Origin of the sequence: Leptolyngbya sp. DQ-M1 (assembly GCF_039962505.1) — a bacterium.
Classification (GTDB): Bacteria; Cyanobacteriota; Cyanobacteriia; order Leptolyngbyales; family Leptolyngbyaceae; genus Leptolyngbya.
Window position 1 is genome coordinate 544,064 of sequence record NZ_JAMPLJ010000003.1, and the last position, 15,885, is coordinate 559,948.

7 protein-coding genes are annotated in these 15,885 nt (G+C 48.0%); 4 read left to right on the top strand and 3 right to left on the bottom strand.

Annotation, left to right across the window (positions count from 1 at the left end):
- Positions 1-309: 309 nt before the first annotated feature.
- Both NC981_RS12365 and NC981_RS12370 read left to right on the top strand, forming a co-directional pair.
- A complete protein-coding gene (locus tag NC981_RS12365; protein ID WP_348243062.1) occupies positions 310-3,585 on the top strand; it encodes an amino acid adenylation domain-containing protein in 3,276 nt (1,091 codons plus the stop codon).
- The gene (locus NC981_RS12370) at positions 3,582-9,053 is read left to right on the top strand and encodes an amino acid adenylation domain-containing protein (protein WP_348243063.1); all 5,472 of its coding nucleotides are present in this window, start codon (positions 3,582-3,584) and stop codon (positions 9,051-9,053) included. Before NC981_RS12365 ends, NC981_RS12370 begins: the two co-directional genes overlap by 4 nt.
- Positions 9,054-9,109: 56 nt before the next feature.
- On the opposite strand, the gene NC981_RS12375 is transcribed toward NC981_RS12370, so the two are convergent.
- From NC981_RS12375 to NC981_RS12385, 3 genes are all read right to left on the bottom strand, one after another.
- Positions 9,110-10,621 carry a hypothetical protein gene (locus tag NC981_RS12375; RefSeq protein ID WP_348243064.1) on the bottom strand — a complete coding sequence of 504 codons (1,512 nt, stop codon included), beginning with the start codon at positions 10,619-10,621 and terminating at the stop codon, positions 9,110-9,112.
- 135 nt (positions 10,622-10,756) lie between these two features.
- Positions 10,757-11,182, bottom strand: coding sequence for a nuclear transport factor 2 family protein (locus NC981_RS12380; RefSeq protein WP_190379036.1), 426 nt, complete (start codon positions 11,180-11,182; stop codon positions 10,757-10,759).
- Between the two features lie 138 nt (positions 11,183-11,320).
- Positions 11,321-11,581, bottom strand: coding sequence for a hypothetical protein (locus tag NC981_RS12385; protein ID WP_348243065.1), 261 nt, complete (start codon positions 11,579-11,581; stop codon positions 11,321-11,323).
- A gap of 471 nt (positions 11,582-12,052) precedes the next feature.
- Between NC981_RS12385 and NC981_RS12390 the strand changes: the two genes are divergently transcribed.
- On the top strand, positions 12,053-13,441 hold the full coding sequence (locus tag NC981_RS12390) for a cation:proton antiporter (protein WP_348243066.1): 1,389 nt from the start codon (positions 12,053-12,055) through the stop codon (positions 13,439-13,441).
- A 589-nt stretch (positions 13,442-14,030) separates the two neighbouring features.
- Positions 14,031-15,815: an N-acetylmuramoyl-L-alanine amidase gene (locus NC981_RS12395; RefSeq protein WP_348243067.1), complete on the top strand. Its 1,785-nt coding sequence runs from the start codon at positions 14,031-14,033 to the stop codon at positions 15,813-15,815.
- The last annotated feature ends 70 nt before the right edge of the window (positions 15,816-15,885 follow it).

Here is a 15,885-nt window from a genome sequence, read left to right on the forward strand (position 1 = left end):
AGAATCTCGTTTCAGCTTTAAAAGAGAGACACAAGAGCGATCTTATTTCAGTCCTTGATGAGCAACGTTGTACGCGATCGAGAGTGAGATTTAGAGCGATCAGTTAGGCGTCGATTGCTTTTCCTCAGGTGCTAAAAATTGATGCGCTAATTTCTGATGCTGGTGGAATTGGTTTCGCATCACTTAGAAGGTTAAGAGAAATTTAGAAGGTTAAGAGAAATTTTTAGAATGCAAAGCTGTGCATCAAACGGCAATAAAACAATACAGATTTCTGGGGCAAAATCTATCCTAAAGCGTAATTTTTGAACCATGGCTTCCCTTACAACTGTTGAAGTTGACCAGATGCAGGTGGGAATGATTTCAGATCAGCCGATCCAAAAAGATGTTGAAGAGAGTTTTATTTTTCCAGCCTCATTTGCTCAACAGCGCTTATGGTTTATTGAACAACTTTTGCCGGGAGCCTCTCTCTATAGTATCCCCCTGGTCTTTCGGCTGACGGGTGATTTAAGGCGAGCGCAGCTTCAGCAAAGCATCGATGCGATCGTTCGGCGGCATGAAATTCTCAGAACAACATTCGAGCAGATTGATGGGCAGTTGCTTCAGGTCGTAGCTCAAGCCGCGCAAATCCCACTGAAATCTACTGATTTACGAACAATGCCTGCGAGTGTTCGCGAGAACATTGCAGTAGAGGAGATTTGGCAGGAGATTGAGCGACCGTTTGATTTGAATGCGGGGTCACTATTGCGATCGCGGCTTTGGCAGTTACACGATCAAGAGCATTTGTTTTTAATTTTGCTGCATCACATTATTTTCGATGAATGGTCGAGCGGCGTTTTAATTCGAGAGTTGGGGGAGTTTTATGCGGCGATCGTTCACGGTAAGCCTGCGGTTCTGCCAGAACTGCCTGTGCAATATGCAGATTTTGCTCACTGGCAACGACAGTATTTGCAAGGCGAGGTACTGACAACCCAGTTGCACTATTGGAAGCAGCAGCTAAAGGATTTACCTGCACTCAATTTGCCAAGTTCTATTTCTCGCGAGGATGAGCCACGTTACCGGGGGGCGAGTCAATTAATCGAGCTACCACAGCAACTATTAGACGCGCTGGAGGAATTAAGTCAGGAAGCGGGTGTCACGCTATTTATGACCTTATTGGCAGCGTTCCAAACTTTGATTTATCACTACACGGGACAGACAGATCTTGCGATCGGTTCTCCGGTTGCGAATCGTCACCAAAGCGAGTTAGAGGGCTTGATTGGCTTTTTTGTGAATAGCTTGGTGCTAAGAGCGGATTTAACAGGCGATCCAACGTTCCGAGAACTCTTAGATCGGGTGCGGAAGGTGACATTAGCTGCGTATGCTCATCAAGATTTGCCGTTTGAAAAGCTAGTTGAAGAACTCCAGCCGATTCGGAACTTGGGGCAGAATCCACTGTTTCAGGTTGTATTTGCGCTACAAAATACGCCGATGGAACAATTAGTGTTACCGGGTTTAGTGTTAAGTCCAGTAGATTTAGAAACAAAGACTTCGCGCTTTAATCTGGAAGTTTATCTTTGGAAGTGCGGCGATAACTTTCGGAATCTATGGGGTAAAGACTGGCAACAGACAGACGGATTACGCGGCATCCTTGTTTACAACACTGATTTATTTGATGGCAGCACGATCGCAGCTCTGCGCCAGCATTTTCAAACGCTATTAGAAAGCATTGTTGCGAATCCAGAGGCTTGTTTGTCTGAACTATCCTTGTTAAGTGGTCAAGAGCAAGACGCATTACTCAAGCATTGGAGCAGTCATCGATCGCATTATCCTGCAAGTGTCGGAATCCATCAATTGTTTGAAGCACAGGTTAAACAAAGACCAACTGCGATCGCGGTTCAATTTGGTGATCAATCATTCACCTATTCAGCTTTAAATCAAGGAAGTAACCAGCTAGCGCGGTACTTGCAGCGCTACGGTGTGCGGGCGGGAATGCCTGTTGGAATCTGTTTAGAGCGGGGGATTGAAGCGATCGCGGCAATGTTAGCTGTGCTAAAAGCGGGGGGTGCTTATGTGCCGCTTGATCCAAGCTATCCATCAGAGCGATTGCAGCTCATGATCGAAGATGCGGGAATTGCGATCATTTTAACCCAAGCAAGTTGGGCAGAGCGATTTGATCGAACTAGAGTGATGTGTTTAGAGCAGGAGTGGAGCGCGATCGCTGAAGAATCGGATGAAAATTTATCCAATGCTTGCACAGGAAATGAGCTTGCTTATGTGATTTATACTTCTGGTTCAACTGGAACACCCAAGGGAGTAATGGTGTCCCATCGCAGCGTTAATCGATTGGTGTGTGATACGAACTATATAGAGATAGAACCGAACGATCGAATTGCACAGGTAGCAAGTTTGTCCTTTGATGCAGCAACTTTTGAGGTTTGGGGAGCATTACTGAATGGAGCGCGAGTAGTTGGGCTAGAGCGAGAGAGTACCCTTTTGCCGACTGATTTTGTTGCTCAATTGCAGCAGCATCAAATTAGCATTCTGTTTCTGACAACGGCATTGTTCAATCAAACGATTCGTCAGATTCCCGATGCTTTCCGATCGCTCAAATTCCTATTATTTGGGGGCGAGATGGCGAATGTGGAGTGCGTACGATCGCTGCTGCATCAAGGAAAGCCTCAACACCTCATTCATGTTTACGGTCCAACAGAAAACACCACGTTTTCAACCTGGTATGAAGTGCAAAGCGTGTCAGAGAATGCAACTACCATTCCAATCGGTCAAGCGATCGCCAATACTCAGGTCTATCTATTAGATGCAAAGCTAAATCCAGTTCCCGTAGGGGTGAGCGGTGAGATTTACTTAGGGGGTGATGGTTTAGCGCAGGGATATCTCAACCGCCAGGAATTGACCGCAGAAAGATTTGTTCAGGTTGGAGACCTGAGACTTTATCGGACGGGCGATCGAGCGCTATATCATCCTGATGGCAATCTTGAGTTTTTGGGGCGAATGGATGACCAAGTTAAAATCCGAGGATTTCGAGTTGAGTTAGGTGAGATCGAGGCAATTCTCATACAGCATCCGAAGGTACAGACCAGCATAGTCACGGTGCGGGAAATAGATCACGATCGCCAGTTAATTGCTTACGTTGTTCCTCAAAGCTCTGAAGAGGTAACGGAGAAAGAGCTAAGAGCATTTCTCAAAGCTAAAGTACCTGCTTATATGTTGCCTGCTGGGTTTGTAATGTTAGATACGTTGCCTTTGACTGTGAATGGCAAAGTTAATCCCAGAGCATTACCTCTTCCGAACTTCAGCAGCATAAAAGAAAATAGTCTGGTGCTTCCCGCAACCTCATTAGAAGCATCACTGATTGAACTCTGGATTCAACTGCTTGGGCGCGAACAGATCGGAACTCAAGATAGTTTTTTTGAGTTAGGGGGGCACTCATTGTTAGCGACTCAGCTTGTTTCACGCATTCGCGATCGATTTCAGGTTGAACTCCCCTTGCGATCGGTATTTGAAGCGCCAACGATCGCGCAATTAGCCCAAAGAGTCGAAGCTTTAGGACAAACCAATTCGCGCCATCGTGAGGAAATTGAACTATGACGAACCGAACGATCGCTGAATTGGTGTCTTATCTTCAGGGTTTAGATGTTCAACTATCGATTAGGCATGATCATGCTGAAGTTCGATTGCGCTGTAATGCTCCAGAAGGAACTTTAACAAAAGAGTTACGCCAGGAATTAGCTGGGCGTAAAGCTGAAATCATTACGTACTTGCAATCTACTCAATCCGCTCAACTCAAAACTCAAGTATTTCCTTTATCGTTTGCTCAGGAACGATTGTGGTTTTTGTACCAACTTGCGCCTAATAATCCGTTCTACAATGTGCCTGCTGCCATTCGCCTGAAAGGAACTGTGAATCGAGCGGCTTTGGAGCGATCGTTTAATGAGATTGTGCGCCGCCATGCTGCCCTTCGTACTCGATTTGCTGTGGTTGACGGTCAACCCGTTCAAGTGATCGAACCGGATATCAAAGTTGATTTATCAGTGGTGCAGCTATCCAACGTCACAGCGCCTGAACAGATAAGCCAACAATTAGCGACGACTGAGGCACAGCGATCGTTTAATCTCGCAACGGATTCACTTTTACGAATCACACTGCTGGAGTTTAGCTCAACAGAAGCAATGCTGTTGCTCACCCTGCATCATATTGTTGCAGATGGCTGGTCGCTGGGTGTGCTGGTTCAAGAATTAGCGCACTGTTACACCGCATTTGTTGAGGAACGATCGCCAGAATTACCACCCCTACCGATGCAGTACGCCGATTTTGCTTGCTGGCAGCGCAACTGGTTGCAGGGAGAAATTTTAGAAAAACAACGATCATACTGGCTGAAGCAGCTACAAGATTTACCCGTACTGAATTTACCGAGCGATCGCCCTCGTCCTACAGTTCAAACCTATCGTGGCGCAACTTATCCTCTGCAATTTTCTCTAGAGCTGACCGAGCAATTAGAAGCTCTGAGTCAGCAGACTGGAGCCACTTTGTTTATGATTCTGCTTGCAGCATTTCAGACATTGCTACATCGGTATACAGCGCAAGAGGACATTGCGATCGGTGTTCCAATTGCAAATCGTCATCGCAGCGAAGTAGAAGGATTAATTGGCTTTTTTGTGAATAGTTTAGTGATGCGATCGGATCTGTCTGGCAATCCAACATTTCGTGAACTATTGGAGCAGGTTCGCAAGGTCGCATTAGAAGCTTATGAACATCAGGACTTACCGTTTGAGAAGTTAGTCGAGGAATTAGATCCAGAGCGGGATCTGAGCCGTAATCCTTTGTTTCAGGTTGCTTTTGCACTCCAGAATGCTCCGATGCAATCTTTAGAATTACCTGGATTGACCTTAGAACCTGCACCCTTAGAGTCAGCTAGTACGCGATTTGATTTAGAGGTTCACTTGTGGGAACCTGCACACGGATTACGCAGCTTATGGCGATCGCAAGCAGGCTTAAGCGGGTTTATTTCCTACAGCACAGATTTGTTTGATCGCGATCGCATCAGTCGTTTAGTCGGTCATTTTCAAACCTTGCTCGAAGGAATTGTGGCGAATCCTGACGATCGCCTATCTGATCTCCCTTTACTCACCCCTGTAGAACACCAGCTTCTAGCTCAGTGGAACCAGACTGAGAGCCAACTTCAGAACGATCAATGTTTTCATCAAATCTTTGAAGCACAGGTACAGCGCGAACCCAACGCAATCGCACTTGTTTCAGAGCAAGAAACACTCACTTATCAACAGCTCAACCAGCGAGCCGATCGCCTCGCACAAACTCTCAGACACTTGGGAGTGCAAGCCGATTGTTTAGTGGGATTGTGTGTCGATCGTTCTGCCAATCTGCTGATTGGGATTCTCGGAATTCTCAAAGCGGGAGGAGCCTATGTGCCGCTCGATCCAAACTATCCCCACGATCGACTCCGCTTCATGCTGATGGATACTCAGGTTTCAGTTTTGCTTACACAGTCTTGGCTGATTGATGTTCTCCCTGAATCATCCGCAAAGATTGTGTGTTTAGATCAACCGCTTCCACTTGATGAAGAGTGCGCGATCGCTTCTCCCCCAACGCCCGATCAGCTTGCTTATGTGATTTATACCTCTGGCTCTACAGGCACACCTAAGGGAGTGCTTTTATCGCATCGAGGATTGTGCAATGTGGTTGAAGCACAGCAACGAGTGTTTCATCTATCTCGCAACAGTCGAGTTTTGCAATTTAGTTCCTTGAGCTTTGATGCCTCCATTTTTGAGATTGCTTTAGCACTGGGTTCTGGCAGCACACTCTACATCCCGTCTAAGTCTGCTCAGCTACCCGGAATCGCTTTGATACGCTATCTACAAGACAATGCGATTACTCATGCTTTATTAACGCCAGCCGTCTTAGCTGTGTTGCCGTCGGCGGATTTGCCTGCGCTTCGGGTGCTGATTACAGGGGGAGAAGCTTGCTCTCAGCAGGTTATCGATCGTTGGGCAGTCGATCGCTTGTTCTTTAATGCGTATGGCCCCACCGAAACCACAATCTGGTCAACTGTTGCCGAACTTCACCCCGGCGATCCTCCCCTGTCGATCGGTCGTCCGATTGTTAACACGCAAGTTTATCTCTTAGATACCCACCTCAATCCGGTTCCTGTTGGCATTCCAGGCGAATTGTATATTGGCGGTGTAGGGCTTTCTCGGGGTTATCTCAATCGCTCGGAATTAACCACAGATCAATTCATACACAGAAAAGACCTGAGACTCTATAAGACAGGCGATCGTGCTTGTTACCGCCCGGATGGTTCGATTGAGTTTCTTGGTCGAGTCGATGATCAAATCAAAATTCGAGGGTTCCGGGTTGAACTTGGTGAAATTGAAGCCACGCTACAGCGCCATCCTGCCATCCAAGATGCAGCCGTTCTCGCCTCTGGAGCAACCTCGAATGAGATGCGGTTAGCTGCTTATTTTAGTTTAGATCTTCAACAGTTACAGCAAACATCGCTTCAAACTCAACAAGTCGAGCAACAGGTCGAACAATGGCAAACGCTCTACAACCAAACCTATCAATCTCCAGCCTCTCGATTCAACATCACAGGCTGGAACAGCAGCTACACCGGGGAGCCAATTCCCCCAGAGCAAATGCAAGAGTGGATCAGCGATCGAGTCCAGCAAATTCTCGCGCTTAAACCAAAACGAGTGCTAGAAATCGGCTGTGGTACTGGATTGTTACTGTTTCAGCTTGCGCCGCATTGCCAGAAATATGTAGGCACAGATTTTTCAAAAATTGCTTTAGAAGGAGTTCAGAACCAACTAGCAACACTTCCTCAAGTAGAACTATTGCACCGAATTGCGACTGATTTTACAGGGATTGAGGTTGAATCATTTGATGCAGTGATTTTGAATTCGATCGTGCAATACTTCCCCAGCGTGGATTACTTAATGCAGGTGCTAGAAGGAGCGATTCAAGCTGTAGCACCAGGCGGAGTTTTATGGATTGGTGATGTGCGAAATCTATCATTGCTCACTGCTTTTCATGCTTGGATGCAATTTTGTAAAGCAGACGCAGGAATGGAGCGATCGACCCTGCAAAAGTTGATGAATCGATCGCGCTTTGAAGAACCAGAACTTGCGATCGATCCAATGCTCTTTTACGCATTACAAGATAGGTTTCCTCAGATTCGCTCTGTGCAGATTCGATTATCACGCGGGCAGCACCACAATGAAATGACTCAGTTTCGCTATAACGTTTTACTGCACATTAAAGGCAGCTTGATAGATGAGGCTCAACTGAAATCTCCTGCAATTCAATCCCTAAACTGGAAAATAAACCCAGTGAATGTCGAGAAGATTCAGGAAGTTTTAATTCAGACGCAGCCAGAAATCCTCATCATCCAGAATGTTAAAAACAGTCGAGTGAATGCTGCTGTTAGAACTGCAACTTGGTTAAGTCGTGGAAAAACACCAAAAACAGTCGGGCAAATGCGAGAACAGTTACAGGAATCGCCTGAATTTGCGATCGATCCTCAGGATTGGTACCGCTTAGAAGCATTACTGCCCTACACCGTCGAGCTTACCTGGACAACTGAAACAGAGACAGGTGATTATGATGTCTCTCTGATCCGACAAGATATTGATGCTAAAACTAGCTCTCGTTCGGAAAGAATCAACTCATGGCAACAATACACAAATAATCCGCTTCAAGCTGAATTTGCGCGGCAATTGGTTCCTCAATTGCGCCAATTTCTCAAAGAAACCCTGCCGGAATATATGATTCCGTCTATCTTTTTACCGCTAGAAGCACTTCCAATCACAGTAAATGGTAAAGTCGATCGTCAAGCTCTACCCGCCTTCAGCGAAGACATCACCCACAGCGCGATCGCTAAAAGTTCAACTCATCCTACAACTGCCACAGAAACAACCCTATTAGAAATTTGGCAAAATCTTCTACGACTGAAGCAGATCACAATTCACGATAACTTCTTTGAGTTAGGCGGGCATTCCTTGCTCGCAACCCAAATGACTTCTCGTGTTCGTGATGCGTTTGGGCTAGAGCTACCCTTAAAGAGCGTGTTTGAAGCACCCACGATTGCTCAACTCGCCCCCGTTCTCGATACTTTACAGCAGCCCGCCTCAAAGATTCCGCCCTTAGTTCGACTTGATCGAACAGCTTTCCGCCGTCAACGATCGACTCCGGCCTCGAACATTCCCGACAAACCCTCTGTATCCTGGTCGCCCTTAGTCCCGCTCACACTCGGAACCAGCAAACAACCTTTCTTTTGCATTCATCCGATGTTTGGCGTTGTGCTGCCCTATCTAGAACTTGCAAATGCTCTAGATTGCGATCGCAGCTTTTATGGACTACAACCGTTGGGGCTGGATGGAAAAACACCACCGCTCAATCGAATTGAAGCGATCGCAGCTTACTATATCAAAGCAATCCAAACGGTTCAACCTGATGGAGCTTATCTTCTAGGAGGCTGGTCTTTTGGTGGCATTGTCGCCTTTGAAATGGCGCAACAACTCACCCGTGCAGGATATGAAGTGAAACTCTTAGCAATGTTAGACACCCCCGCTCCTTGCTATAAACCTTCCTTCTATCAAAGCCTGAAGTTTCTTTTAGGCACTGCACTTTGGTCAACCCTGCCATTTTTGCTCGACTATAGTACCCTTGCGCTCGATCGACTACAAGCTCGAAATTCTTGGTTTTCGCGCTGGCAATGGTCTACGATTTTGCGCTTAATTCCCGAAGAAACTCGGCTCCGATTCCTAGAAGAATCTGCCATTCCCTCACTGCTGCGGATTGTCTATGCCAATGCTCAAGCGACCTATCAATATGTGCCTCAAGCTTATCCACATCCTATGGTTCTGTTTAAAGCGGCTGAACAGTCCGATCACAATTCAATCGATCGCAATCCAACTTTAGGTTGGGATAGTTTGGTCGATCACCTTCGGGTACATCAAGTCCCAGGTAATCACCTCTCTTTACTCAAACAGCCCCATGTGCAAACCTTAGCGCAACAGTTGAATCACTATCTTTTAGATTAAAGCCTTTTAGATTAAAGCCTTTTAGATTAAAGCCTTTTAGATTAAAGCCTTTTAGATTAAAGCCGCCGGGCAGCGCAATATTTACGGTCTTGATCCGATTGCGGCTCCTGCCAAGAATAAGCAAAATGACTAATCGCCGAAATACGCGGTGACAGCGATCGCAATGCCTCCATTTGCACCTCTAACGGCGGACGATTGCTAATCGATTCCTGCCAAACTCCAGCTAAAACAGGTTTTACCTCGGTTCCCGGTGCTGCCTGCGCTAACACGCGCTGAACCTGCTGCACAACGCACTTTGCATTCCCACAAGTCGCATAAGACATCGGATGCCATGCGATATTATGCGGAAAACGATCCCACGGCTGCAAGCGAGAATCATACCCCTGCCCGATCGTTTGATTGCCCTCTGGAAAAAACACCGCTCCTGCTGGCAGTCCTGCTTGTCGCACCGGATAGACTGCCAGATTGAGAAAATCAACCACGCCCTGCATAGCATGAGCCACACTCAACCGCCACAACTCTGCTTGCAAAACTCCGGCTCGCTGAGCCGAAGAGCCACGGGCTTCGATCGTGCTGGGAACGCGTCCCTGCCACATCGGAACCTTCTCACGCGGAAACAGCTTATCGACTGTCGCAACATCGCTGGCACTGATAAAGCCACGATTGATATAGCGTTTGATCAATTCCCGCCCTTTGTTATTCAAACCTCGATCGATCAGCGCTTGCCTCGATGCCTCTCCAAAAATCCACAAATCCTGCACGCTGGTTGTAATTGATTGTTTACCTCGACTGCGCGGATAGCGAATGTAATCAAACAGCACACCATCAGGCTTACGCTTGAGGACTTCTTGCATCATGCGGTAATAATCCTGTTTTGCCAGCAGACTGTACGGGTCAATAAAGGCTTCATCCGGGTTCAATGTGCCTAAATCGGTACTCAGCCCCGCAACCGTATTGGCACGAAAGCTAGTCTGCCCACGACCATTACGCAACAAGGTCACTTGCTTTTCAGGCTTGATCGCATAGGTGTAGCCAAAGTTCATGCTAAACATCCAGGCATACACTTTTAAGCCACGATCGCGCCCTTTCTGAATCACCTGAGCTAACAAATCAGCATTATTCGGAGATTGCACCATCGATTGCCAGGCGGTTGGATTGTTCGCAGCAGGCAGCAACACTTGTCCGTTGAAGAATGTTTCCACATAAATCTCGTTGTAGCCGCGATCGACAATCCGATCTAATACCTCGTCGATCGCACCCGGTCGGGTATCACAGGCATACAGTCGCAACCAAATCCCCTGAGTTTTCAGCCAGTTCTGATTGCGACACTGCCGCAGTTGCTCCGCTTGCTGCCGAATTAAAGTTTGATAAGATTGCTGGGCTTCAGGGGTGCCATTCAGCGCTGCCCGGCGAGCCCCATCTTTCTGCCGGATTGCGTCTGTAGTTTGCTGGCAATAAGGCAGAAATTCCGCCTTAGCAACGCTCTGACATAGACCTTGGGCAACTAAACTGGTTGTAACGATCGCAAAAGCGATTCGGCTCCGAAGCCGACGAACGGAAACGAACATAAAGTCAGATTAATTCAACAGGTTCACAGTCATTCCAGAGTTTAGCGTTGAATTCAAAACTCTGAAGTAGGAGAATGGTCTCTTTATTTAGATGAAAGCCGCATGAGTTGCGATCGTTGAAAAATTTTCCCTGCATTAGCTCCGCGCCCAGCGAAACTTCCGGTCTGATTCCTGAATCGGCAAATCGTTGATGCTGGCTTCACGTCGTCGCATCAAACCATTCTCGGCAAACTCCCACTGTTCATTGCCATAGGAACGGTACCAGTAGCCAGAATCGTCGTGCCATTCATACTCAAACTTAACCGAAATCCGATTGTCGGTAAAGCTCCAGAGTTCTTTTCTCAGCCGATAATCTAGCTCTTTATTCCATTTGCGCCTGAGAAATGCCCGAATCTCCTCGCGCCCGTTGAGGAACTCCGATCGATTGCGCCATTGCGAGTCCTCAGTGTATGCCAACGCTACGCGATCTGGATCGCGAGTATTCCACGCATCTTCAGCCGCTTGAACCTTAGCTTTTGCCGTTTCAAGCGTAAACGGCGGTACAGGAGGTCTCATTTCCATCAGTTAGCCCGAAAATGCCGGTGTTCATTCTACGCGCTAGATTCAACCCGACAATGGACAAAATGCTTAAGCTTTTTCACAACAAAACGCACCAGCCTGCTTGAACTGATGCGCCTTCAATCCCGTTAGCGATCAGAATTAAACCGCCATATTGCCCGGATCGGAGTTGTTTCCAGCGGCAATTCCTAGCTGTTTGCGGCTTTTTTTGAGTTGTTTCCACAACGATCGAATTTCTTGAAACGATTCTTCAGGTGTCATCTTACCGCCTGTCTCCAGACAGCAAATATACGACACTCGCTGAGAAAACTCCTGCAAATTCGCATTAAACACCAAATTCTCTGGTTTGACTTGCCCCCGGTAGCGGCTGCGCGGGTATAAGAAATTGTGTTGATCTGCCATCTCTTAATCTCCTGATAAAAAGGGTTTTGGTGTTTGCGCTTCAGCGACATTATTCGCTGGGTTGCACGATCGCGGGTTGCTCCTGTATGAGAGGAAATCTGACCAATGTTCTAATTTACCTTGTCTTAACCAAAGGTTAACCTAGTCTTCCGGAGGATGTTGTATCTAAAAACACGATTTTGCCGAAATTAATTCAGATATCGAACTACAACCGTAATCTCAGTTTTCACCGATTTTGGCGCAAGCTTTCACAAAGCAATAGTTTGTTGTTGGATAAGTTGCTCACTAGGTTTAGAGACGATTAGTAAACCGTAGTTTGACAGTGGCGTTCGAGCACTGAATAAAAGATCGAGAATGCAGCACATTGAATGCAGTAAATTGTCTGTCTTTGTAATAAACCGTAAGAAATCTGTACGATAGGAAGGATTTTCGGTCACATTCGCGTGTGCTATAGGCATCGCCCACTCCAATATGATCAACTCCCTGTCCTGGTTCAACTCGTTTGTTTCTTCACCCTCACTGCTCGCTGCTGCCGAAGCAGAAAGCAGTTCTCTCGTATTGGCAGGCGTTCTGCTCAGTTTAGTCGTCGTGTATTTTGCCAGCAAAATTGGCGGTGAGATTTGCGCTCGACTCGACTTGCCCTCGGTTCTTGGTGAGCTTGTTGCGGGTGTGATTGTCGGTGTGTCCGCGCTGCATTTGCTGGTGTTTCCAAGTGCGGAGTTCGATGCAAGCCGATCGCTGGTGATGCAAGCGCTCCAAATGACTGCACATCTTAGCCCCGAATCGCTCAATCTCGTATTTGAAACGCAGAGCGAAGTGATTTCAGTGCTTGCAGAGATCGGAGTCGTGATTCTGCTGTTTGAGATTGGGTTAGAATCCGATCTCAAAGAACTGATTCGGGTCGGTTGGCAAGCCGCGATCGTCGCTTGTGTCGGGGTCGCCGTTCCCTTCGCGCTTGGCACAGCCGGACTGATGACCCTTTTTAATGTCCCTGCAATTCCGGCAATTTTTGCAGGAGCCGCCCTGACTGCAACCAGTATCGGCATCACCGCACGGGTACTGTCGGAACTGCAACAGCTTAGCTCTAAAGAAGGACAAATCATCATTGGAGCGGCAGTTCTAGATGATGTGCTTGGAATTATCGTGCTGGCAGTGGTTGCAGGACTGGCAAAAACTGGAGAAGTACAAGTCACCAGCGTTATTTATCTGATTATCAGTGCTGCTGTCTTTTTGATCGGTAGCCTCTGGCTCGGACGATTGCTCAGTCCCTTGTTTGTCACCCTGGTGAATGAGCTGAAAACTCGCGGACAGCTACTGGTAAGCGCTTTGATCGTGGCGTTTGTGCTCGCAGATATCGCCGCCGTCATTCAGCTAGAGGCAATTTTAGGCGCGTTTGCTGCGGGATTAATCCTGGCTGAAACCGAGAAGCGGGCGGAGCTTGAGGAGCAAATCAAGCCGATCGCAGATATGCTTGTGCCTGTCTTTTTCGTCGTTGTCGGTGCGAGAACTGATGTCAGTGTGTTGAATCCGTTTGATCCGGCGAATCGCGAGGGCTTGATTATGTCTGCCTTCTTGATCGTGGTCGCGATCGTGGGGAAAGTGGTCACGGGCTTTACGCTGTTTGGGCAACCCGAATTAAATCGACTGGCGATCGGAGTCGGAATGATTCCACGCGGCGAAGTGGGGCTGGTGTTTGCGTCGTTTGGTGCCAGCACGGGCATCCTCTCAGATGCGTTACAGGCAGCGATTATTGTCATGGTGATTCTAACCACCTTTCTTGCACCGCCGCTATTGCGCGTCGTCTTTCCTCAAACTGACTCTGTAGCTGTTCCGAATCTCAGTGGCATTGATGACCTCTGAGCAAAAAAATTAGGCTGAACTTGAGGCATCCATACTAAAATGCTCTAGCCCAAACCTGAGAAATGAGATTTTTTAGGTTTGGGATGTCCTTGTGTCACGCTTTGGGGTGTATGCAGCCGCTATTTCTAAAAAATTTGATCTCGCCTTTAAGAAACTCGATCGGGGTTCTTTGCGTCGCCCACATCGAGTCTAGACAACTCTATTTTCCAAACAAAACGAAGCGCAAATTTCCAGATCTCAGGAACGAGCTTGGGAATATTAAGTCAGTCGATCCAGTGATTTGATTTTGCTCTGAATTTTTTGAGTAATAATCGTTGAATTTCTGCGGTGAATATCAGCTTCAGTCTTGATGTTTAGCTGAGCAAATATTCATCGATCGTGGGTGAGAGAGGATGCAAATTTAATTTTGGCGATCGAAGCTGTCAGCGAAAAGTCTTAATTTCGTTGCTCAATTTTGATTATCAAAGCATAGAAACGATTGCCGAAAAATAGCGGCGCAACGCACAAAAGGAGAGAAAAGTTGGAACGCGGTCTTCAGTCTACCAGTGCAAAAAAGTCTCAAAGAAGATTTCATTTCCGGACTTACTTTTTGCTCTGCTCATTCTATTTTTTGCTATTCACCTTTCCGGCTCAAGCAGCAAGATTACAGTCCTGGCGCTTGAGTCCAGCCCAGAATCAATTGGAATTTTCGACCGATGATGGCGTTCAGCCCAAGGCACAACTGCTGAACGATCCAACTCGATTGGTAATCGATCTGCCAGGTGTCACATTCGGGCGACCACAGGTCACAGAATCTTATAACGGTGGCGTGCGATCGATTCGGGTGGGACAGTTCGATCGCCAAACCACTCGAATTGTCGTTGAATATGCACCCGGATATACAGTTGATCCGAGCCGCATTCAATTTCAAGGCAGAACCGCAAATCAATGGTCGGTACAGCTTCCTACGCCAACCTTTTCAGGCGTTGCAACCCCTCCTGTAACCCAACCTCCCATTACCCAGCCTCCCATTGCTCAACCCCCCATTAGCCAACTGCCGCCAACTTCGACAGGTCGCACCTTTGTTCAGAGCCTTCAAGCAACCGGAGATGGCTTATTTCTAAGAACAACGGGCGCTACTCCACAAGTTCGATCGCTGAGATCGAACGATCGTCGCCAGATGATCATCGACATCTTTGGCGCAACCCTTTCTCCGAATCTGTTTCCGCGTGACCTTCCAGTGAATGTAAGCGGTGTCTCTCGCGCTCAAATCTCACAATTCACGCCAGATAGCGTTCGCTTGACCTTAACGCTGTCCCCCCAGAGTGCCGATTGGCGAGCTAGCGCGAGTCCTTCTGGCGGGTTAATTGTCTTACCTCAAGCTGTAGGTTCAACTCCGGTCACACAGCCTCCAGTCACGCAGCCTCCTGCCAGTCAAACCGCGATCGTTCAATCTGTCGAGCTTGATGCGAATCGCCAACTGATTATCCGTGGCAATCAGCCGCTTAGCTACACCACAGGCTGGGATCGAGCGACTGGAGCATATCGAGTGTTGATTCGATCGGCACGCACCGACCAGAGCTTTAGAGGGCCTCAACTGCCTGCAGGTAGCTCAATTCTGCAAGCGCGAGTCCGGCAAGACGGCAACGATCTCGCACTCTTGTTCGTGCCTGCTGCAAATGTGCAGTTTGGCGACATTGTGCAGACATCTCCGCAGCAGTTGATCTTACCTGTGCGTCGCGGATTGTTCCCGGTTACTCCGCCGACGACACCCCCAATCACGCCTTCTCCGCTCCCAGTCCCGCCTACGACTAATCCGCGCCCCGTTCCGCCGCGTGTTCCCAATGGTCGCCTAGTCGTGGTAATCGATCCGGGACATGGCGGGCCTGACCCCGGAGCCGTTGGCATCAGAGGAATTCAAGAAAAAGAAATCGTGCTCGATATCAGCCGCCGTGTCCAGGCAAATCTAGAGCGAGGAGGGGTTCAGGTCGTGATGACCCGCAACGCTGATACTGACCTTGATCTCCAGCCCCGCGTCGATATTGCACAGCGAGCAAATGCAACCGCATTTGTCAGCATCCATGCCAACGCCATCAGTATGAGTCGTCCCGATGTGAATGGGCTAGAAACATACTATTTCCAAAGTGGCTTGGAACTGGCCCGCACAATTCATCGCAATGTCCTGCAAGGAACTGGAGTTCAAGATCGAGGAGTTCGCAGTGCCCGCTTCTTTGTTTTGCGCCGCACCTCGATGCCTTCTGTTCTAGTGGAAGTTGGGTTTGTCACAGGTCGGACTGATGCGGCTCGCTTGGCAGAGTCATCCTATCGTCAGCGCATGGCGGATTCGATCGCTCGCGGCGTTCTCGAATATCTAGGGAGCCGCAGTTCGCGTTAAATCCTACCCCTACGGTGTTGAGCCACTTGACAAGAGCGCTTAGACTGAGATGAAAGTAAGAAGCCTGAAG

Bases quoted from the DNA above. Each gene is read 5' to 3' on its own strand.
- NC981_RS12380 (WP_190379036.1), bottom strand. From the start codon at position 11,182: ATGGAAATGAGACCTCCTGTACCGCCGTTTACGCTTGAAACGGCAAAA.
- NC981_RS12370 (WP_348243063.1), top strand. From the start codon at position 3,582: ATGACGAACCGAACGATCGCTGAATTGGTGTCTTATCTTCAGGGTTTA.
- NC981_RS12390 (WP_348243066.1), top strand. From the start codon at position 12,053: ATGATCAACTCCCTGTCCTGGTTCAACTCGTTTGTTTCTTCACCCTCA.
- NC981_RS12375 (WP_348243064.1), bottom strand. From the start codon at position 10,621: ATGTTCGTTTCCGTTCGTCGGCTTCGGAGCCGAATCGCTTTTGCGATC.
- NC981_RS12385 (WP_348243065.1), bottom strand. From the start codon at position 11,581: ATGGCAGATCAACACAATTTCTTATACCCGCGCAGCCGCTACCGGGGG.
- NC981_RS12365 (WP_348243062.1), top strand. From the start codon at position 310: ATGGCTTCCCTTACAACTGTTGAAGTTGACCAGATGCAGGTGGGAATG.